The sequence below is a fragment of the Campylobacter showae genome (assembly GCF_900573985.1).
Taxonomy (GTDB): Bacteria; Campylobacterota; Campylobacteria; order Campylobacterales; family Campylobacteraceae; genus Campylobacter_A; species Campylobacter_A showae_E.
This window is the reverse complement of record NZ_UWOK01000001.1, coordinates 2107145-2128115: the sequence shown is the minus strand read 5'-3', so window position 1 is coordinate 2128115 and position 20971 is coordinate 2107145. Positions and strand designations below refer to the sequence as shown.

Here is a 20971-nt window from a genome sequence, read left to right as displayed (position 1 = left end):
TAAATTTAAAGGTTCAAGAATGAAAAAAATTACATTCGCGGTTTTAGGCGCAGTAGTATTTTTGACGAGCGGTTGCTCGTTTAACAACCCTTTTGCCTCCGACGACGCAACATCGGCAAAGCAAGACATCGTCATCCAAAAGGTCGATAAAGAAGACATCAGAAGCGTGATGAAACAAGAAAAGATGATATACGATATCGAACCGGCCGATGCGGTATTTGGCGCCGTGGGCGAGGGTATCGCTCCGACCAACACTGTCTCTCACGCCCAGTCTCTAGCACTAGCTAAACGCGCGGCCATCGCGGATGCGCACAGGCAGCTAGCCGAGAAACTCTACGGAGTCAAGATAAACTCCAAAGATACGGTTAGAGACGCGATGCTTAGAGACTCCACTATCACGGCTCAAGTAGCAGGCCTCATCAAAAACGCTTCCATCGTCGAGCACGACTTTAAAGACGGGCTCTACCGCGTCAGAATGGAAATGAAAATAGACCAAAACAAGTGGCAAGAAATTTTTGCTTACTGATTGCCGCTACGGCGCTTCTTTACGGCTCGGAGGAGTTTATCCTCTGGGCCAAAATCTCCACTAAAAATCACACTGTCGTTTACGACGATATCGCGCTTTCAAAGGCAATGGTTCTAAGCGAGCTAGAGTACGAGTATCTATGCGAAATAAACACCCCAAAGCAGCCCGCGCAAAGCTCGATGGAGTTTTTAAATCTACATAAAAACGAGCTTTTCGAGTGCTTTTTGTCTTATAAATTTAAGGTCGAAGATCGCTTCGTCCAGCGCAACAAAAATATGAACTCCGCAACCGACCTCACGCTGTTTCCCGTGCGTTTTACGGTGAAATTTAAGCCCTCTTCGGCTATCATAAGCGTATTTAAAAACAAAGAGTAAAAGATGAACATCGTAATAGTAGAAGACGACATAAATATGCGCAAGTCCTTAGAGATCGCGCTTGGCGAATACGACGATCTAAAAATCAAAAGCTACAAAAGCGCAGTCGAGGCGCTTAAAAAAATGGGCGAGGACGTCGATCTCATCATCACCGATATCAACATGCCCCAGATGGACGGGCTGGAGTTCATCAAGCGCCTGGATGGCAAATTTGACGTCATCATAATGACGGGCAACGCGACGCTAAACAAAGCCATCGAGAGCGTGCGCCTTGGCGTCAAGGACTTCCTCACGAAGCCATTTGACGCGCAAACGCTGTACGAAGCGATAAAAAGGGTCGAAATTTTACGCCGCAAACTACCCGCTGCGAGCCTAAAAGCCGCGCAAAACGGGTCAAATTTACAGGCCGATTCGACCGATTTCGTCGCTAGCTCGCCAGCGCTTGCTAATGCGTTAAATTTAGCCTCTCGCGTCGCAAAAACGGACGCCTCGGCGATGCTAATGGGCGAGAGCGGCGTGGGCAAGGAGCTGTTTGCTAAATTTATCCACAAAAACTCGCCGCGCAAGGACGGCCCGTTCATCGCGATAAACATGGCCGCGATCCCAGAAAATTTGATAGAAAGCGAGCTTTTCGGCTTTGAAAAGGGCGCATTTACCGACGCTTCGGCGATGAAAAAGGGACAGTTTGAGCTAGCAAGCGGCGGCACACTGTTTTTAGACGAGATCGGCGAGATGCCGCTAAATCTGCAGCCAAAACTCCTGCGCGCGATCCAGGAGCGCGAGATCACGCGCCTTGGCGCCACAAAAAGCCTCAAAATCGACGTTCGCATCGTATCTGCGACGAACGCAAATCTGCCTGCCATGATTAGCGAGGGTAAATTTAGAGAGGATCTGTTTTACCGCCTAAACACCGTACCCGTCGCCATCCCGCCGCTAAGAGAACGCAAAGAGGAAATATTGCCTATAGCCGAGCGCTTTTTAAGGCAAAGCTGCGAGGAGTTTAGCCTCGGCGCAAAAAGCTTTTCCGAAGCGGCGGTAAAGGAGCTAGAAAACTACGATTTTCCGGGCAATATCCGCGAGCTCATCTCCGTCGTGCAGCGAGCCGCGATTCTTAGCGAAGACGAGGAGATACAACCGGGCGATCTTTTTTTGCAGGCTCGTAGCAGAAAATAGCTTAAATTTAAGCTTTACGCGAGTAAAATAAGCAGAATTTTAGTTTAAATTTAGTCGGCCGAGACGGCGACGCTGAAAATGCGGCGTGCGACTCGTCAAATTTGAGCGGCAATTTTGAATATAAAAGAAGTTAAATTTAACCGCAAGGTCCGGTCAAATTTAAAATTTGGACGCAAATTTAGCAAAAACAGGCGCATGCGATTTCCTGCCGAAAAACCAAATCAACCTTTTGGTTTGCGTCTGATTGCGACGAGACTACGCTACGAGGAGTATGGGATCCAACCGATATGGTTGATCGCAGGGCGGCTTTGCCGACCGAGAAGTTAAAAGAAAGCCAAAAATAAAAAGGAGCCAAAAATGAGAAAATTTAACGTTGCCGTCGTGGGTGCGACGGGCGCAGTCGGAGAGGAGCTTTTCCGCGTTATGGAGGAGGTTGATTTCCCGGTAGGCGAGCTACTACCGCTAGCAAGCGCGAAAAGCGCGGGCACTCAAATAGAGTTTAAAGGCAAAAACTACAAAGTCGTGGAGCTCACCGAGACGGTTTTTGACGAGCACGAGATCGACATAGCGTTTTTTAGCGCGGGCGGATCAGTATCGGAAAAATACGCCAAATTTGCAGCCGCCAGCGGCGCCGTCGTGATCGACAACACCAGCCACTTTAGGATGGACGCGGACGTGCCGCTAGTCGTGCCCGAGTGCAACCCGCAGGATATCATGCAGTGGAAAAACCGCGGCATCATCGCCAATCCAAACTGCTCAACCATCCAAATGGTGCAAATTTTAAAACCGCTAGACGACGCGTACGGCATCAACCGCGTGGACGTCTCGACCTATCAGGCGGCTTCCGGTGCGGGTAAAGAGGGCATGGAGGAGCTGGTCGTGCAGCTGCAAAAGTTTTTCGAGTTTAAACTCGACGAGTGCGAGCCAAAGGTGTTCGCGCACCAGCTAGCGTTTAACGTCATCCCGCACATCGACGTATTTTTGGACAACGACTACACGAAAGAGGAGATGAAAATGGTCAACGAGACCCAAAAAATCCTCCACAAAAATATGGAAGTGAGCGCGACCTGCGTGCGCGTGCCGGTGCTTCGCAGCCACTCAGAGGCTATCACGATTCATTTTGATAGAGACGTGGACGCCGCAGCCGCTCGCGAAGTCCTGCGCAAGGCGCCTAGCATCGTAGTCGTGGACGAGCCCGCCGCAAAAAAATACCCGATGCCAAGCATCTCAAGCGATACCAACGAGACCTACGTCGGACGCATCCGCACGGACAACTACCGCAAAAACGTCCTGCATCTATGGTGCAGCGCCGACCAGATCCGCGTGGGAGCAGCGACTAATGCCGTAAGAATCGCGCAAAAATGGATAGAGATGCAGGAATAATCGCCCCGCGTTTTGTTTAAATTTACCGAATTTGCGCTTTGGTTTGGCGGGCGTGCCTTGCCTCGCTTTGGTGTAGATTCGGCTAAATTTTGTCTAAATTACGTTTATCTTACTTGAGCATAAATTTAGTGTAGGTTTTGCGCGTGGGTTAGTTTTCAGCTCTCTTGTCAAAGCCTTGCAAAGCTTGGATTTTCAGGCTAAATTTTGATTATTTTAGAAAATAAAACCGTGTTTTTGTCGTATTAATTTTTTGATCTGTACACGATCTTTTGTAAATTTCACATATACATTTACCTGCATCTTTACGATAAACAGTTACAAATAGGTCTTAAATTGCTATGCCATCTTGAAGCACAATTTGCTTAAAAATTTTAGAAAGTAAATTTGCTTTACCCATATACTTTAAATTTGTGAAATAAAGCTAAAAATATATAAAATGCTATCAAAAAAGGATACTTGGATCATGAAATATACAAGCATTGTAACTCCTAACGATTTGGCACGATATGCAGATACGCGTGAGAGCGGAGGAATAATTCCCGAGCTTATTTGTCGACTTATCAGACAATCGGCAGCTAATATAAGCGAGTGCCGCATACCTTACGGTGATGCCGTAAATCAACCCGGCATGGACGGCATTGTAGATTGCGAGACCGGATTTTTTGAATTTGTTCCTGCGGGGAAATCATATTGGGAAATAGGCACCGGAAAAGATCCTCAAGAAAAAGTAAGTAGTGACTTTCAAAAAAGAACCGATGAATTGAGCGATGAAGAACGGGCAAATTCCACTTTCGTCTTCGCTACTCCGCGTTCGGCCGAAGCAAATGGTTGGAATGAGCCAAAACAGAGGGCTTGGATCAAAAGGCAGCAAGGTAAAGGATGGAAACGAATTATAATAATAGATGGAGTAAAGCTAGCGGATTGGCTTAGAGAATTTCCCGCTATCGGTAAGTGGATGGCTTGCAAAATAGGAATTTCGTCAAATTTAGGTGATATTATAACCCCGCTTGAACACTGGAATTTAACTCAATCTAAATTTAAAAATTGCAACTTGATCCAGTCGCAATTTAATGGGCTGGCTTTTCCGCCCGAGCTTTTTACCTCTTTTCGCGATAAAGCTTGCAGTGCGCTTGAAACCATCTTTTCGGGCGAAACCAAAAAGCTCTTTATTATTGCTGAGAGTGAAAACGATGTAGACGATTTTGTGGCGGCTTATCTTATGACGCTTGAAAAAGAAAAGGCACAAAAATATGCAGATAGGTGTCTTTTTATAAAAGATAAAGATACATGGCAAGCAATATCCGAGTTGCGACGATCACATGTATTGGTTGCTAGCCCAAGGCTAGGCTTGGATGATGAACAACAAAATTTACTTGCGTTAGCCATAGAAAAAGGGCATGGAGTGATCGCGCCGTTTTGCGATGCCCCATCAATTGGTAATGACGATGTTATAGACCTTAAAAGTCCTCCATCATATCAGATCAAAGAGATACTGACGAAAGCGCAGTTCCCAGATGCTCTTGCAGATGAATTTGCTAAAATAGGAAATAGGAGGCTGTCTGCACTTATGAGGTATCTCGCAGGAGTCGCTGCACCGTCGTATGCGAAACGGAATACTGCTCGCGAATTGGCAAAAGCCTGCTTAATAGGTCGTTGGGACGATAGAAACGAAGCGGACGTTAAAATTATAGAAAAATTTATCGGCAAAAGTTATAAAGAATGGATGGAAAAATTTATAGTTGATGCTCTGCGTCCAGACTCTCCGCTTACTTTGATAGAAGGAAAATGGAAAGTTATTTCTCGTGATGAGGTGTGGGATGTCCTTGAAGGCTTGATCTCAAATGATGATCTAGTTCGCTTTAAGAATATGGCGATTTCAGTTTTAGAAGAAAGAGATCCGGCGCTTGATCTGCCAAAGGAAGAACGATACGCCGCTAGCATTTATGGAAAACAATTAAACTATTCGCAAAATATTAGAAAAGGAATTTCTCAAACGCTTGCTTTGATGGGTAGTCGCCCCAAAGCGCTTAGTAACTGCTCTTGCAATGAGGCTTTAAACACTGTAAATTTTATTGTGCGCACATTGCTTGATGGGGCGGATTGGGAGCGATGGGCGAGCATAGATTACTACTTACCGCTTCTAGCAGAGGCTTCACCTAGTGAATTTCTTGACGCTGTAGAGTCGTCATTGGTCGATATTTCGAATTCCTCTTTTCATAAAATATTTGAACAAGAAGGAAGTGGGATCGAAGGTCGTAATTATATGTGCGGCCTGTTATGGGCTCTTGAAAAGCTGGCATGGTCTCCTGATTATTTATCAAGAGTAGCGGTTGTCTTGGCAGATCTTGCCTCTATTGATCCCGGCGGATCTTGGGCAAATCGTCCTATAAGATCGCTTGTGAATATATTTTTACCTTGGCATGTGCAAACTGCCGCAAAATTTGATAAAAGAAAAGCGGCGATCAAGGTCGTGATAAAAAATCAACCTAAAATCGGATGGTCCCTGCTGCTAGAGTTGCTTCCGAGAGAATGTCAAACCACAATCGGAACTTGCCGCCCTATTTGGAGATATTTTATCCCGCTAGATTGGAAGGATGGTGTATTTCGAAATGAATATTTGGAGCAAATTGCTGCCTTATCCGAGCTTATGATTGATTTAGCAAAAGAAGACGTGGATAAATTTATTGAGCTTATAGAAAGGCTTTCAAATTTACCCAAAAATGCATACGATTTTATTCTTGATTATTGCTTGTCAGATAGCATAATAAATTTGCCCGAAGAAAAACGCGATTTAGTTTGGGAAAAACTTGATGAGATTGTGCGTCGCCATAGAAAATTTTCTGATACTAACTGGGTATTGCCCGAAGAAGAACTTTGCAAAATCGAAAACTTAGCCGATAGTCTTGCGCCATCTTCGCCGGAAATAAAATATCGTTATTTATTTAATGGCATAGTTTTTGAGTTATTGGACGAAGATGATAGCCATGATAAACAAATAGAAAGGCTCGCTAAAAAACGCAATTCCGCTATAAAAGAAATTTTGGACAGTGGAGGTTTGATAAAGTGCATAAATTTTGCCAAAAAAGTAGCTTCGCCGCTTAATGTAGGTCGAGCTTTGGGCGAGATAGAATATGATTTGGTTGAAAATGAACTATTGCCAACATTTCTTGATTCAAATGATGAAGTTGAAAAGCAGGTTTTAAGCGGGTATGTGCAGATCAAAATTTATAAAATCGGCATCGATTGGGTTGATATGATTATGCAAAAAGATTGGTCTTTAGAGCAACGCGCTAAATTTCTGTTGCTTTTACCTTTCAATGAAGAGGTATGGGAAACGGTTTCTAAATATTTAGGAGAAAACAGCGAGGGTTTGTACTGGAAAAATATTAGAGTTAATCCTTATGAATCAGGCAGCGATCTAAATGAAGCAACCGAAAAATTGCTTACGCATGGGCGCAAAGGTGCGGCCGTTATCTGCGCTGCTCACAGGACAAATAAAGCCGAAATTAATGAAGCCCTAGCGGTTCGTTCACTTATCTCTATTCTTAATAGCGAAAGTGGCATGCAAGAACTCACCAACTATAGCTATGTGACCTATGATGTAGTTGAGCTAATTAATCGCCTTCAAAAATCAAAAACCATAGATCAAGACGCGCTACTTAAAATCGAATTTAATTTCTTTCCTTGGTTAAAAAGATTTTCAAGAGAAAAATCCCATACCGCAATCGAGAAAAAACTCGCTTCTGATCCGCAATTCTTTGCCGATATGATTGCCCTTGCCTTTCGATCCGAGTATGACAAAAGAGACACTACTAAAGAAATAGATGAAAATAAACGCTATCTGGCCCAAAATGCCTACGATATTTTATATGAATGGAAACTTTGTCCAGGAGTTAAAGAAGATGGAAAATTCGACGAAAATGCATTTAAAGAGTGGGCCAAAGAAGCCAAAAGGATTACCGAAGAGACGGGGCATATAGGAGTTGCTAGGCACTATATCGGACAAAGCTTAACCTACGCGCCTGCTGATCCGGGCGGGCTTTGGCTACATAAAGCCGTGGCCGATATTTTAGATGAGCGGGATGCCGACAAAATACGCTCCGAATTCACGCTCGCGCTTTTTAATCGGCGCGGAATGCATACCTTTACTTACGGGCGGGAAGAGCGAGAGCTTGCTAAGAAAAATCAAGAAAAAGCCGAAGCCCTTGATGCGGAAGGTTTTACTAGATTTGCAGCAGCTATGCGCAAGTTTGCCGAGCAGTATACAAAAGAAGCGGAAATGGAAGAAAAAAGAGATATTTATGAAGAATACGATTAAATTTGATTTAAATTTCTTATTTTAAGCATGGCTACTGTTTGTTAAATTTGAGTCCTAGCTTTAAGGAAAATATTATAAAATACGCGTTTATTTTTAAACAAAGGAAATTAATGCGTAGAGCTTTTGAAAAAATCCTGCTCTTTAGCAACAACTTCACGCTCTTGCCCGTAGTGTTCGGCTTGCTCGGCGCGATCGTGCTTTTCGTCATCGCCAGCTACGACGTGGGCAAGGTTTTCGTCACCGTTTATCACTACTTTTTCGGCGATTTTCACCCGGAGAACTTCCACTCCGACGTCGTCGGCGAGATCGTGGGCGCGATCGACCTCTACCTCATGGCGCTCGTGCTTTACATCTTTAGCTTCGGCATTTACGAGCTGTTTATCTCCGAGATCGAGGAGCTCAAGCAGTCCAAACAGAGCAAAGTCCTCGAGGTGCACTCGCTAGACGAGCTCAAGGACAAACTGGGCAAAGTCATCATCATGGTGCTTATCGTTAATTTTTTCCAGCGCGTTTTGCACGCAAATTTCACTACGCCGCTTGAGATGACCTACCTTGCGGCCTCGATTTTGGCGCTTTGCTTGGGGCTTTATTTCCTACACAAGGGCGAGCACTGATGCCATTTGCGAGCCTGGATTCGGGCTCGCTTTTTAAATTTCGATTCAAATTTTACCGCTTCGCTATATGTGAATAACCTTTAAATTTCGCCTTTATCATTAAGTTTTATTTAAAAATTTTGCCAAATTTAAAGCTATATAAATTTAAGGTCTATTTTAGCGATAAATGCCGATCTTAAGGGCTTTAGAGATTAAATTTAAGATTACAAAATTAACCAAAATAATATAAATTATTTCACTTTTCACTCCGTGAAAAAAGCGTGAAAAGTTACGTTTAATTTCAGTCTTTTTTGAGTAAATTTGACGCAGTTAAATTTGACCGGCATAACCCGCATCTTTACGGCATAAACCAAAATTGATTTGAATTTTCGGGTTGTAAATCGGGAGTTAAATTTGACGCTTAAATGGGTAAAATTTAAAAACGGCGCACGCTTACCGCATACGCCGCCAAGGGGTAATTTTTATCAAAATAACGGCCAAAGCGCCGCATAAAATCAATCAAATAGCGAATTTACGCTTTCGTTATGATACACGCGTCTGATCACTTCGCCAAAAATTGGCGCGACGCTGAGCACTTTTATCTTTTCGTTTTCCTCGCGAAGCGGTATCGTGTCGGTTACCACAAGCTCGTCTAGCGCGCTATCTGCGAGGTTTTCATAGGCTTTACCAGAAAGCACCGCATGCGTGCAGCACGCCATCACAGAGGTTGCGCCGCGCTCTTTAAAGACTTTAGCCGCCTTTACTATCGTGCCGCCCGTGTCGATCATATCATCGACTAGAATCACGTCCTTGCCCGCCACGTCGCCGATCACGTTCATTACTTCGCTCTCGTTAGCTTTTTCGCGGCGTTTATCGACGATGACGATATCCAGATTTAGGGCTTTTGCGACGCTTCTAGCGCGCGCGACGCCGCCGATATCGGGGCTAGCGATGATAGGATTTTTGAGATTTTTATTTTTGATGTGGTCGTTAAAGATGATCGAGCCGTAGAGGTTATCGACCGGGATGTCGAAAAAGCCCTGAATTTGGCCCGCATGAAGGTCGATCGTGACGACGCGGTCGATGCCCGCCGTTTGCATCATGTTTGCCACGAGTTTTGCCGTGATAGGCACGCGAGGAGCGGCTTTGCGGTCTTGGCGCGCGTAGCCGAAATACGGCACCACCGCCGTTATCGAGCTAGCCGAGCTGCGCTTAAGCGCATCTGTTAGGATCAAAAGCTCCATCAAATTTACGTTTGCAGGCGCGCAGGTAGGCTGGACGATGAAAATGTCCTTGCCGCGTACGCTCTCGCCGATCTGTACGCTGATCTCGCCGTCGCTAAAGCGCTTGATCGTAGCTTCACTAAGCGGAAGCGATAAATAGTGCGAAATTTTCTTTGAAAACGCCGGATTTGCGGTGCCCGAAAAGATTTTGTAACCTCTCATAACGATTAACCTTTGTAAAGTTTTTACTAATTTTACCGAACTAAAACTTAAATTCGTAGATTTTTGCGGATAAATTTTATCTTTTGTATGCTCAAATTTGAGCTTTTGACGCGCTAGTTCGGGCTGCAGACGAAATAATCTTTTTAAAAATTTTGCAGCCCCGACTGCCGTGGCGGAGCTATTTTGAGTCAAATTTTATCTCTAGTTTTAAAATATCGCGAATTTATCTCGCGTCAAATTTGACTAAATCAAATTTAACATTTTCGCAGTGCGGGTTCGGGCGAGTAAAATTTGCAAATTTGACGCGAGATAATAAAAGCAGCTGCGAGCGCAGCAAAAACGCTCGCGAAATGCCGCTAGTCTATCTTTAAAACGCTTAAAAACGCCTCTTGCGGCAAATTTACTTTGCCGATAGCTTTCATGCGCTTTTTACCCTCTTTTTGCTTTTCGAGTAGCTTGCGCTTACGCGTGATGTCGCCGCCGTAGCACTTGGCGGTTACGTTTTTACCCATCGATTTTACAGTTTCGCGAGCGATGATTTTGTTGCCGATGCTGGCTTGAATAGCCACCTCAAAGAGCTGGCGCGGCACGATCTCTTTCATCGCTTTTACGAAATCGCGTCCTTTGGACTGGGCTTTGGACTCGGGCACTATGATGGAGAGCGCGTCCACGGTCTCGCCCGCGACCTTGATATCAAGCTTCACTAGATCGCCCACGCGGTAGTCGCTAGGCTCGTAATCAAAGCTCGCGTAGCCTTTGGTGCTCGATTTTAGCTTGTCGTAAAAGTCCATCACGATCTCGTTCATCGGGATATCGTACTCGAGCAGCACGCGCTCGGGCGTGATGTAGTCCATCTTAGTCTGCACGGCGCGGCGGTTGTTTAGCAGCGTGATGATGTTGCCCAAAAACTCGCTAGGCGTGATGATTGTGGACTTGACGTAGGGCTCTTTGATATGCTCGATTTTATTGACCGGCGGGAGCTGGCTCGGGTTTTGGATGCGTAAAATTTGACCGTCGGTTTGCACGACTTCGTATGTGACGGTCGGAGCCGTGGCGATGAGATCGAGGTCAAATTCGCGCTCCAAACGCTCCTTGATAACCTCCATATGCAGCAGTCCTAAAAATCCGACGCGAAAGCCAAACCCAAGCGCTACCGAGGTTTCCGGCTCGTAGCTGATCGAGCTGTCGTTTAGTTTGAGTTTATCCAGAGCGTCGCGCAGATCCTCAAATTTATCCGTTTCGATCGGATAAAGTCCCGCAAATACGAACGGCTTAGCCCGCTCAAAGCCGCCGACGGGCTCTTTTACGGGGTTACGAGCTAGCGTGATCGTGTCGCCCACCTGCACGTCGCTAACGTTTTTTAGTCCCAGCACCACGATGCCGACCTCGCCAGCACCCAGCCTCGCCGTTTTTATCGGGGCGATGGGGTTTGGATACATAAGATCTAGCACGATATGTTTTTTGCCCGTGCCCATGACTAGGATTTCGTCGTTTTTCTTTAGCTCGCCGTCATAGACGCGCACGAGCGCCAGCGCGCCCAGATAGTTGTCAAACCAGCTGTCGTAGATGAGCGTTTTTAGCGGTTTTTCCGCTTCGCCGCCGGGAGAGGGAATGCGCGTGATGATGGCTTCTAGCAGCTTTTTGATGCCGATGCCGCTTTTAGCGCTGACCTCGATCGCGCCGCTACAGTCAAGCCCTATAACATGCTCAATCTCGTTTTTTACGCGAGCTGGATCGGCGGCCGGAAGGTCGATTTTATTTATGACGGGGATGATTTCGAGGTTATTTTCTAGCGCGATATAGACGTTTGCGATGGTTTGAGCTTCTACGCCTTGGCTGGCATCCACTACGAGCAGCGCACCCTCGCAGCTAGCTAAGCTACGGCTTACCTCGTAGCTAAAGTCCACGTGGCCCGGAGTGTCGATCAAATTTAGGACGAAATTTTCGCCGCCAAGCGCGTAGTTTAGGCGCACGGATTGAGCCTTGATCGTGATGCCGCGCTCTTTTTCGATGTCCATTGTGTCCATGATCTGCGAGCTCATCTCGCGGTCGCTGACGGCGCCGCACTCCTGGATGAGGCGGTCTGCGAGCGTACTTTTGCCGTGGTCGATATGAGCGATGATGCTAAAATTTCTGATGTTTTTCATGAAATCCCTAGTTAAATTTTGGGCGATTGTATAAAAATTTTCGTTAAAGTAGAGTAAATTTAGCTTTCGTTAAACGGGCGGCGGCTTGCGGCGGGGGATTTGGAGTAAATTTGACGCGGATTCGGTTCGTAAAATTTAACTTAAATTTTGAAGTCTTTCGCGCACGGCGCAAATAACGACGCAAAGCGAATACAAAAAATAAACATACGCCGCCAGCGGAGCAAAAGCTAAAAATCCCGAGGCGTAAACTAGAGCGCTTAGGCCGTATGTCGCGTTTGCGAGCGCGGGTATATGATACGTCCAAAGCTCAGGCTTTTCAAAAGGAGTGTCGATAGCGTTGAAATACAAAGCCAAATTTAGCGCTAGCAGTAGCAAAAATATATAATCTTTTTTCATAAAAGAAAAAGCGGCGCAAACCAAGGCTACCGCGAAATTTAACGCGATGAGAGAAACCATATAGCTACCGCCCGCAAAGGCGCAAAGAAGGCCTAAAATCGCGATTAATACATCTTTTTTCATATCTAAACTACCACCTTTTTAGCTCTTTTAGATTTTGCATAGCGCATAAATTTTGATTTATTTGCCCGCTAAATTTTCGCTCAAATTTTAGTGATGATGCCCCAAATGTCCGCCCGTATCGCTTGATCTTACTTCGCAGATGAGCTCGCCGTCGCATTCGTTCTCGCTGCTTTCAAGCTGCAGCGTCGTGTGCGTGATGCCCAGATGCTCCATTTCGTGCGATATTTCAGCCATGATCCGCTCCGCTTCGCGCACGCTCAGCTCGCCGCTGACCACGATGTGCGCCGTGAGCGCGTTTGCGCCGCTTGTTATACTCCAGACGTGCAGGTCGTGCACCGAAAGCACGCCGTCCACGCCCCTGATCTGCGCGACGAGCCCGTCCAGACACACGCCCTTTGGTGAGCCTTCCATCAGGATGTTTAGGCTGTCTTTTAGCATGCTCCAGCCGCTTTTTACGATGAGCGCGGCCACGAGCGCGCTAGCCGCCGCGTCCGCCCAGCCCCAGCCAAAGCACATCATCAGCAGTGCCGCCGCGATCGCGCCCACCGAGCCTAAAGCGTCGCCCAGCACGTGCGCATAGGCTCCGCGCATATTGACGTTTTCACTCACGTCGCCGCCGCGCAGCATGTAGAGCGCCACGACGATGTTTATGGCAAGTCCCAGCGTGCTGATAGCAAGCATGCCCGCGGTGGCTACTTCGGGCGGGTTTCGGAAGCGCCTGGCCGCCTCGATGACGATCAAAACGGCGATCGCGACGAGGGCGAGGGCGTTTATCGTCGCGGCTAAAATTTCGATCCGCCTGTAGCCGAAGGTCTTTTGCAGATTGCCTTTACGTTCGCCGAATTTAAACGCAAACAGCGAAAGTCCGAGCGCCGCGGCGTCTGATAGCATGTGTCCGGCATCGGAGAGTAGGGCGAGCGAGTTCGTCGCGAAGCCGCCCGCAACCTCGATCAGCATAAAAGTGAATATAATCAGGAAGGAATTTCTCAAAACGACCTTGTTTGACGTGTGCGAATGCGCGCAATGGGCGTGATTTTCGTGCATTTTGACCTCGTTTTTCGGCAAATTTTAGGTACATTATACCCTAAAAAAGCGCTTAAATTTTAGCCAAATCCCCCTCTAACTCGACGTTTACGCGCTTGCCTATGTCTTTTAGCTTACTAAACTCTTCCACTAGCCTCGGCGCGTCGTCAAGACTGATCGCAAACGTCCATAGATAGGTAAGCACCGAGTAGATGTGACCCGCATTTGCATGATTGCTCGAGAGTAAAAATATCGCCAAGCTAAAAATCGCCGCCGCACTCGCGCCGATGATAAAAAAACTCATCGCCTCTCTGTTTGAGATGCGGATACGAAGCTTTGATAGCACGTCGTAGTGGCGCTTTAGCGTGCGCTCATCGCCTGCGCTTATGCGTCCTGCCTCGCGCTCTAGCTGGTTGTTTAGCTTGAGATACAAGCGGTCGTTTTTGGCGATGTATTTGGGTAGTAAAACTCCAAAAACCGCGAGCAGGGCAAAAACTGCCAAACCTACGTAGAACTCGATAAATAAAAGCATGATCGCCGAGCCGAAAATCGAAACGACCGAGGTGAAAAACACGGGAAAATGCTGCTCGAAAAAATCCACGAATTCGCGAGATAAATTTGCTCTTGCGATTACGGCGCTTTCGTCTTTTGCGGCTCTTTTTTCGTTCATTATCACGCTTACGGCAAGTCCTGCATATATCCTAGTAAATACCTGCGTATCCACACGCCGCCTAATCGAGCCGAGTCCCCAGCCTACGAACACTAAGCCCGAGTAGCTAAGCGCCATAATCGTGTCGCCGGCTACGATGGCGTTTATGGCTATGCCTGCTAGTACGGGATAGACGAGAAATAGCCCGTTTTCCGCCAAAACTAGACTAAACGTTAAAAACAGTTTTTTAAAATTTTTCTTTGCTATGAGCGTTAGCGTCTTAAATGCGCTATTTTGCATAAAAATCCTTCGGTTAAAATGGCGCGGATTTTAGCTGATTTTAAAATTTGCGTCAAATTTTTTTGAAAATTTTTGTTGTAACTCTTGACATTACAACAAAAATTTATTATACTTCGCTCATCGGTTGTAAGTTATAGCATTACAACAAAAATTTCTAAGGAGAAAAAGATGTCAAACTACAAGATCGTTTCAACGAAAAATGCGCCGAGAGTCGAGCTAAAAGACGCTCTAAATTTAAGCGGCTGCGAGCTTTCTATCAACGAGCTTCCCGCAAACGCAAGCGTGCCGTTCGTGCATTCGCACAAGCAAAATGAGGAGCTTTATTTGGTGTTAAAAGGCGGCGGTACGCTTTTCATCGACGGCGAGGAGAAGGCGGTGGGCGAGGGCGATGCGATCCGCATCGATCCGGACGGCAAAAGGTGCTTTAAGGCGGGCGCGCAGGGGATGAAGTTTATCTGTATCCAGACCAAACGCGGCAGCCTGGAGCAGTACACTAACGGCGACGGCGTGATAAACGAGGATGTAAAGCCAAGCTGGCTGTAAATTTACGCGGCAATAAAAACAAATCAAATTTAAAGGAAAACAATGAAAATAGCAATCATCGGAGCAAACGGCAAACGGGCGTAAATTTAGTAAAAGAGACCCTAAAATAAGGCTACGACGTCACGGCGATCGTACGAAACAAAGAGTATAAAAATGGCGACGTCAAAGTGGTCTATTAAAGATGTTTTTGAGCTTAGCAAAGCCGATTTGGCGGGCTTTGACGCCGTTATTAGCGCATTTGCGGCTTAGAGCGACGAGACTTTTCCGCTTCATAAAAAAGTAGCAAAACACCTCGCAGACGCGCTTAGCGGTACGAAAACGAGACTACTAGTCATCGGCGGCGCCGGTACGCTGCTTGTGGACGACAAAGGTACTATGGCTATGGATACGCCGGGCTTCCCGCCTGAGTATATGGGCGTGGCAAGGGCGGCTGCGGAGTCGTTTTTTGAGCTAAAAACCAAACCTGACGTGCTTTGGACCTACGTTTCGCCTGCGGGGGACTACGACGCAGATGGCGCTCGCACCGGCAAATACGTGCTCGGTAACGATCACGTCATACTAAACTCGCAAAACGAGAGCTACATCAGCTACGCCGATCTTGCGATCGCGATCATTGACGAGCTAAAAAATAGAAATTTCGTGCAAAAGCGCTTTACCGCAGTCGGCGAGAGGGCGTGAGTTTAAAATTTTGCGTAATTTAGCTAAAATAACGCCGCACGAAACTAACGTGCGGTTTTTAAATTTAAATCAAGGCTGATTATGCAAATAGGACAAAAATTTTCCATCGCTATACATATATTGCTTAGCTGCGAGTTTTTTAAGGACGAGAAAAACACGAGCGAGTTTTTGGCCGGTACGATCGGCACGAACCCCGTCATCGTGCGAAATATCATTAGGCTTTTAAAATCGGCAAATTTGATAAACGTAAGCGCGGGCACGGGCGGGGCGAGCCTAGCTAAAAAGCCTGAACAGATCACGCTTTTTGATATATTTTCGGCGGTAAACGAGGGCGAAAACGACATCTTTAAAATCCACAAAAACTCGCCGCCGCCTTGTCCGCTAGGAGGTAGGATCGAGGCGCTTTTGACGCCTAAATTTGCCTCTGCGCAGCAAGCGATGTTTGATAGCTTGGCGGGTGTAAATTTACAAAATTTGCTAGACGAACTGGCGGCTAAAAACTAAAATTTGCGCCTTTTAAAATTTTCTCGCTTTAAATTTAATCCGTAATTTAAAAAACAGAAGTGTTTGTAGTTTAAGAAAAATTTACTTATAATTCACGGATTAAATTTAAAGGAGATTTCGTGCAACCAAACGCTAAACGCGGAATAATTCAAAAATATTTCGAGGCGAATTTGCTTCTAAAAATTTTAGCCGGACTTATTTTGGGCGCCGTTTGCGGCATCATTTTTCAAGACGCAAAGGACGCGATAGTTATCCTAAAGCCTTTTGGCGACGTGTTCATAAGGCTTCTTAAAATGATCATCGTGCCTATCGTTATGGCTTCGCTCATCGTGGGCTGTAGCTCCATCTCGCCTTCCGATCTTGGCAGAGTAGGGGCAAAGGTGCTGATTTTTTACATCTTGACGTCGTTTTTAGCCATCATAGTCGGGCTTGCGGTCGGTCTTATTTTGGAGCCTGGAGCCGGACTGCACATAACCGGCAGCGGCGACATAGGCGGCAAAGCCGCAAATGCGCCTAGCATGTCGTCGATACTCGTAAATTTATTTCCTACTAACCCTTTTGAAGCTATTGCAAAGGGCGAAATTTTACAAATCATAACTTTTAGCCTATTTTTCGGCGTCGCGCTTTCGTTTTTAAAGGATAGCAAAGACGAGAGGCTTAGCAGGCTGGGAAATTTGATATACGACGTATTTGACGGGATCAACCACATCATGTTTTACGTCATAAGATGGATCATGGAGTACGCGCCGTTTGGTGTTTTCGCGCTTATATTTATCGTATTTTCTCAGCAAGGCGTAAAGGCTTTCGGACCGCTTTTGGGCGTTACGGTTAGCGCGTATATCGGCTTTGCGGCTCAAATTTTCGTCGTTTATTTCTTGATCTGCTTGATCGTTAAAATCAATCCGTTTAAATTTATCAAAAAAGTTCGCCCGCCTATGCTAACGGCTTTCGTAACTAGAAGCTCGGGCGGAACGCTGCCTATCTCCATGAAAACGGCCGAAGAAGATATGGGTATCCCAAAGCAAATCTACGGCTTTGCGCTTCCCGTGGGCGCCACCGTAAATATGAACGGCACGATCATATATCTAGGTATCTGCGCGATGTTTATCGCTAACGCCGTGGGCGTAGAGCTTGACTCGGGGGCCAAAATGACCATAATACTAACGGCCGTCCTTGCCGCCGTCGGGACTGCCGGAGTGCCCGGAGCGGGCGCGATAATGCTTTTGATGGTGCTTGAATCAGTCGGTCTAAAAGTCGAGGGCGGAAGCGCGGTAGCCGCTGCGTATGCGCTGATTTTGGGTATCGACGCGATCCTTGATATGGGGCGCACGTCGATGAACGTGACGGGAGATATGCTGGGCGCGCTAGTTGTGGCCAAAAATGAAAAAAAATTAGACGAAAGTAAGTGGGCGGATTAGAATTTAATAAATATTTAGATAAAATCGCTAAAAATTTAAAGGAAATATATGATTTTCATCGACGCTTGTTTAAAAAAACCTACGCCTTATACGCCCGTTTGGATGATGCGGCAGGCAGGTCGTTATCTGCCCGAGTATATGCGAGTTCGCTCTGCGGCGGGAGATTTTTTATCGCTTTGTAAGGATTATAAAAAAGCTAGCGAGGTCACGATCCAGCCGGTTGAAATTTTAGGCGTCGATGCGGCGATACTTTTTAGCGATATTCTCGTCGTACCGCTTGAGATGGGCATGGATCTTAAATTCGTCCAAGGCGAGGGGCCCGTATTTAGTGATTCTATCAAGACGAGAGAGGATCTAGATAGGCTAGACGTCCAAAAATCAATCAAAAATTTAGACTACGTATACGATACGATCAAGCTAACGCGCGAAAATTTGGCGCAGGATAAAGCGCTGATCGGATTTTGCGGTGCGCCGTGGACGATAGCTACGTATATGATCGAGGGCGGCGGGACGAAAACCTACGCGGTTAGCAAAAAGCTTTTGTATTCAAATCCCGAGTTTATGCATCAAATTTTAGCCAAGGTCACGGCCGCGCTCATAGGCTACATGAAAGAGCAGATAAAAGCCGGCGTAAATGCGGTGCAAATTTTTGACAGCTGGGCGGCTGCGCTGGAGGATGAGGCGTATTTTAAGTTCGGTTGGAAATATATCATGGATATAGTGGATGCGCTTAAGGCTGAATTCCCGCAAATTCCGGTTATCGTTTTTCCAAAAGGCATAAGCGGATATCTGGATAAAATTTCGGGAAATTTTGAGGTTTTTGGCGTGGATTGGAGTACGCCGATCGAGCTTGCCAAAGCAAAACTAAGCCCGAAATACGTCCTTCAAGGAAATATGGAGCCTACGCGCCTTTATAGCAAAGAGGCGATCGACGCGGGTGTGGAACGAATTTTGCAGACGATGAAAAACGCGCCGCATATCTTTAATCTCGGACACGGTATTTTGCCGGACGTTCCCGTAGAAAACGCGAAATATTTTATAAAACGAGTGCAAGAAAAAAGCACAAGATAAAGGAGGAAGGATGAACAATCTGAGCATAAAACTTAAAATTTTAGTCATAGCTCTAGTCGGGCTAATAGGTCTTGGTATCATTAGCGCCTATATGCTAAACGGTATTATCAAAACTCGCGATAAAGCCGATTACAGCGAGCGAATCGTCGATACGATCATAAATCAAAACGACTTCATTCACGAGATGCAAAAAGAGCGCGGTTTTAGCTCCGGAGTGCTAGCCGGGGGAGATAATGCTAAACTCGTGGCTCAGCGCAAGAACGTGGATGCGGCGCTTGAGAAGCTTGCGGAAAAGAACGAAATAGCTCCAGAGATAGCTAGCATTCGCTCGGGCGTAGATCAAAGAAGCGGCGATAATCTAATCGGACGTATAACTAAAATACTAAGAAAAGAAGTTATCGCTATAAACGGATATAGCGACAAACTGGAGCCTAGCCTCGTTGATGATTTAAAACGCATTATTATCGTCGGGGAGATAAAGGAATCATTCGGTATCTTGCGAGCAACTCTAAACGGAGTTTTCACTAAAAAGAGCATAACTAAAGAAGACTACAATAAAGTAGTTGCCCTAAATAGCGTAATCAATAAATTTATGCAGGATTTCGACGAGTACAATCCGAAAGAATTCAGTGCTGAATTTGATACTATCGCGAGGAAAAAGGCGGACTTTAACGATGCGATGAACATCATCAAAAACGTAGTCGCTACCGAGGATATATCGTACGACCCCGCGACTTGGTTTTCAAAAATAACCTTATCTATAGATGCGATGAGGGAGCTAGAGCTAAAGCTATTAAGCGATATGAAAAATGCAGCCTCGCAGGTAAAAAGCGAAGCGACGGCACAGCTCGTATTTAGCGGTACGGTTATCGCCGTGTGTGTGCTTTTGATGCTGCTGGCTTCTATCATAATCGGTAAAAATTTAATCTCAGGTATTGATCAGACTAAAAACGGCCTTGTGAGATTTTTCGAATTTTTAAACAATAAAACCGACAAAGCCGAAACGTTAGAGCGCAGCGGAAGCGACGAGATCGGACAGATGAGCGCGCTGATAAACGAAAATATCAGGCAAATCGAGGCAAATCTCGCCGAGCAAAATAGCTTCATAAAAGAGGCCAACGCGTTTGTAGGGCAGATAGGCAAGGGCAACTATGTAGCCCAGCTAAACGCCGACACCTCAAATCCGGCTCTTAGCCAGCTAAAACAGACTTTTAAAGACCTACAAATCGCGCTAAAACAAGCCATAGCCGCAAGCGGCGACGAGGTCTTAAATTTGCTCGAAAGCTTTAAAAATCAGGATTTTACAAAAAGGCTTGACGACGAAGGTAAAGTAGCTGCCGGTATCAATGCTTTAGGCGAAGAAATAGCCGGTATGCTAAGGGCAAATTTGGAGCAGGCGCATACGCTTGAAGAAAAGGCCGAGTTTTTAGCTCGCTCGATGCAGCAAGTCACGCAAGGCGCTAATTCGCAGGCTAATTCGCTACAAGAGAGCGCTGCGGCAGTCGAGGAGATGAGTAGTTCTATGAATGCCATTAGCCAAAAGGCCGAAGACGTAACTCGCCAAAGCGAGGAGATCAAAAACATCATCGTCATCATCCGCGATATCGCCGATCAGACAAACTTGCTAGCGCTTAACGCAGCCATCGAAGCAGCGCGCGCAGGCGAACACGGCAGAGGCTTTGCGGTCGTGGCCGATGAGGTTCGTAAGCTAGCCGAACGTACGCAAAAATCCCTCGGCGAAATCGAAGCCAACGCAAACGTGCTAGCTCAAAGCATCAACGAGATGAGCGAAAGCATCAGGGAGCAAAGCGAAGCTATAAATATGATAAATCAAGGCGTAGCTGAGGTCGATGAGCTAACTAAGCAAAACGTCAGGGTCGCAAACGACACGAGCATCGTAACCGCCGAGGTAGACAGCATGGCAAAGGCGATCGTAGAAGACGTAAGGAAAAAGAAATTTTAGCCATTTTGACGGTTCTTTTTGTGCAGAACCGTCAAATTTGACTCTAGGAAAAAGAAATTTTAGCCATTTTGACGGTTCTTTTTGTGCAGAACCGTCAAATTTGACTCTTATGTATGATTTTTAAATTGGGGTAAAGCAAAATTTGAGAGAAACTAAATTTTCGAATTTTGCTTTATATCTTTTTAAAAGCTTTTTGCGCGGTAGATAAATTTCGTATTGGGCTTATCGCGTATTTTAAAATTTGCTACTAAATCGGCTTAAATCTAAATATTTTTCAGGATTTATATTCTTTTTATCCGCTTTAATAAATTTTGCCCTGGCTTTTAGTATAATCGCACATCTTA

At 45.9% G+C, this 20971-nt stretch carries 16 protein-coding genes and 2 pseudogenes; 13 read left to right on the top strand and 5 right to left on the bottom strand.

All coding sequences use genetic code 11. From position 1 onward, the window contains the following. Window positions 1–19 precede the first annotated feature (19 nt). The 6 genes from EE116_RS10670 (at window position 20) to EE116_RS10645 (ending at window position 8388) form a co-directional block, all read left to right on the top strand. Window positions 20–526 carry an LPP20 family lipoprotein gene (locus tag EE116_RS10670; protein ID WP_122874391.1) on the top strand — a complete coding sequence of 169 codons (507 nt, stop codon included), beginning with the start codon at window positions 20–22 and terminating at the stop codon, window positions 524–526. Further along, entirely contained in the window at window positions 502–900 is a 399-nt protein-coding gene (locus EE116_RS10665; protein ID WP_122874390.1) for a hypothetical protein, read from the top strand. Before EE116_RS10670 ends, EE116_RS10665 begins: the two co-directional genes overlap by 25 nt. A gap of 3 nt (window positions 901–903) precedes the next feature. Beyond that, window positions 904–2073, top strand: a complete 1170-nt coding sequence (locus EE116_RS10660) for a sigma-54-dependent transcriptional regulator (RefSeq protein ID WP_122874389.1) — start codon at window positions 904–906, stop codon at window positions 2071–2073. A 357-nt stretch (window positions 2074–2430) separates the two neighbouring features. Beyond that, on the top strand, window positions 2431–3456 hold the full coding sequence (locus EE116_RS10655) for an aspartate-semialdehyde dehydrogenase (protein WP_122874388.1): 1026 nt from the start codon (window positions 2431–2433) through the stop codon (window positions 3454–3456). A gap of 463 nt (window positions 3457–3919) precedes the next feature. Continuing rightward, window positions 3920–7774 carry a hypothetical protein gene (locus EE116_RS10650; protein WP_122874387.1) on the top strand — a complete coding sequence of 1285 codons (3855 nt, stop codon included), beginning with the start codon at window positions 3920–3922 and terminating at the stop codon, window positions 7772–7774. Between the two features lie 110 nt (window positions 7775–7884). Then, on the top strand, window positions 7885–8388 hold the full coding sequence (locus EE116_RS10645; RefSeq protein ID WP_122874386.1) for a YqhA family protein: 504 nt from the start codon (window positions 7885–7887) through the stop codon (window positions 8386–8388). 494 nt (window positions 8389–8882) lie between these two features. Here EE116_RS10645 and EE116_RS10640 read toward each other — a convergent pair whose 3' ends face one another. The 5 genes from EE116_RS10640 to EE116_RS10620 form a co-directional block, all read right to left on the bottom strand. Then, a complete protein-coding gene (locus EE116_RS10640) occupies window positions 8883–9812 on the bottom strand; it encodes a ribose-phosphate pyrophosphokinase (protein WP_122874485.1) in 930 nt (309 codons plus the stop codon). Window positions 9813–10168: 356 nt separating this feature from the next. Beyond that, window positions 10169–11959, bottom strand: a complete 1791-nt coding sequence (lepA, locus tag EE116_RS10635; protein WP_122874385.1) for a translation elongation factor 4 — start codon at window positions 11957–11959, stop codon at window positions 10169–10171. 135 nt (window positions 11960–12094) lie between these two features. Beyond that, on the bottom strand, window positions 12095–12478 hold the full coding sequence (locus EE116_RS10630; RefSeq protein WP_122874384.1) for a transporter: 384 nt from the start codon (window positions 12476–12478) through the stop codon (window positions 12095–12097). 87 nt (window positions 12479–12565) lie between these two features. Further along, window positions 12566–13522, bottom strand: a complete 957-nt coding sequence (locus EE116_RS10625) for a cation diffusion facilitator family transporter (protein WP_122874383.1) — start codon at window positions 13520–13522, stop codon at window positions 12566–12568. A 52-nt stretch (window positions 13523–13574) separates the two neighbouring features. Further along, entirely contained in the window at window positions 13575–14450 is an 876-nt protein-coding gene (locus EE116_RS10620; protein WP_122874382.1) for an ABC transporter six-transmembrane domain-containing protein, read from the bottom strand. A gap of 168 nt (window positions 14451–14618) precedes the next feature. On the opposite strand from EE116_RS10620, the gene EE116_RS10615 reads away from it, so the two are divergent. The 7 genes and pseudogenes from EE116_RS10615 to EE116_RS13265 all read left to right on the top strand — a co-directional run. Then, a complete protein-coding gene (locus tag EE116_RS10615; protein WP_122874381.1) occupies window positions 14619–14993 on the top strand; it encodes a cupin domain-containing protein in 375 nt (124 codons plus the stop codon). A 357-nt stretch (window positions 14994–15350) separates the two neighbouring features. Continuing rightward, the gene (locus EE116_RS12870; RefSeq protein WP_241091681.1) at window positions 15351–15671 is read left to right on the top strand and encodes an NAD(P)-dependent oxidoreductase; all 321 of its coding nucleotides are present in this window, start codon (window positions 15351–15353) and stop codon (window positions 15669–15671) included. An 81-nt stretch (window positions 15672–15752) separates the two neighbouring features. Then, window positions 15753–16175, top strand: coding sequence for an Rrf2 family transcriptional regulator (locus tag EE116_RS10605; protein WP_122874380.1), 423 nt, complete (start codon window positions 15753–15755; stop codon window positions 16173–16175). Window positions 16176–16294: 119 nt separating this feature from the next. Further along, entirely contained in the window at window positions 16295–17593 is a 1299-nt protein-coding gene (locus EE116_RS10600) for a dicarboxylate/amino acid:cation symporter (protein WP_122874379.1), read from the top strand. 48 nt (window positions 17594–17641) lie between these two features. Next, window positions 17642–18664: a uroporphyrinogen decarboxylase gene (gene hemE / locus EE116_RS10595; RefSeq protein ID WP_122874378.1), complete on the top strand. Its 1023-nt coding sequence runs from the start codon at window positions 17642–17644 to the stop codon at window positions 18662–18664. A gap of 10 nt (window positions 18665–18674) precedes the next feature. Next, window positions 18675–19457 (top strand): annotated as a pseudogene (locus EE116_RS13270) (nitrate- and nitrite sensing domain-containing protein); the annotation flags it as partial. 768 nt (window positions 19458–20225) lie between these two features. Then, window positions 20226–20627: pseudogene (locus EE116_RS13265) on the top strand (methyl-accepting chemotaxis protein); the annotation flags it as partial. Window positions 20628–20971: the final 344 nt, after the last annotated feature.

Excerpts from the sequence above, each read along its gene's own strand:
- EE116_RS10655 (WP_122874388.1), top strand. The coding sequence starts at position 2,431 with ATGAGAAAATTTAACGTTGCCGTCGTGGGTGCGACGGGCGCAGTCGGA.
- hemE (WP_122874378.1), top strand. The coding sequence starts at position 17,642 with ATGATTTTCATCGACGCTTGTTTAAAAAAACCTACGCCTTATACGCCC.
- EE116_RS10650 (WP_122874387.1), top strand. The coding sequence starts at position 3,920 with ATGAAATATACAAGCATTGTAACTCCTAACGATTTGGCACGATATGCA.
- EE116_RS10670 (WP_122874391.1), top strand. The coding sequence starts at position 20 with ATGAAAAAAATTACATTCGCGGTTTTAGGCGCAGTAGTATTTTTGACG.
- EE116_RS10625 (WP_122874383.1), bottom strand. The coding sequence starts at position 13,522 with ATGCACGAAAATCACGCCCATTGCGCGCATTCGCACACGTCAAACAAG.
- EE116_RS10640 (WP_122874485.1), bottom strand. The coding sequence starts at position 9,812 with ATGAGAGGTTACAAAATCTTTTCGGGCACCGCAAATCCGGCGTTTTCA.
- EE116_RS10615 (WP_122874381.1), top strand. The coding sequence starts at position 14,619 with ATGTCAAACTACAAGATCGTTTCAACGAAAAATGCGCCGAGAGTCGAG.
- EE116_RS10620 (WP_122874382.1), bottom strand. The coding sequence starts at position 14,450 with ATGCAAAATAGCGCATTTAAGACGCTAACGCTCATAGCAAAGAAAAAT.
- EE116_RS10605 (WP_122874380.1), top strand. The coding sequence starts at position 15,753 with ATGCAAATAGGACAAAAATTTTCCATCGCTATACATATATTGCTTAGC.
- EE116_RS10645 (WP_122874386.1), top strand. The coding sequence starts at position 7,885 with ATGCGTAGAGCTTTTGAAAAAATCCTGCTCTTTAGCAACAACTTCACG.
- lepA (WP_122874385.1), bottom strand. The coding sequence starts at position 11,959 with ATGAAAAACATCAGAAATTTTAGCATCATCGCTCATATCGACCACGGC.
- EE116_RS10630 (WP_122874384.1), bottom strand. The coding sequence starts at position 12,478 with ATGAAAAAAGATGTATTAATCGCGATTTTAGGCCTTCTTTGCGCCTTT.
- EE116_RS10660 (WP_122874389.1), top strand. The coding sequence starts at position 904 with ATGAACATCGTAATAGTAGAAGACGACATAAATATGCGCAAGTCCTTA.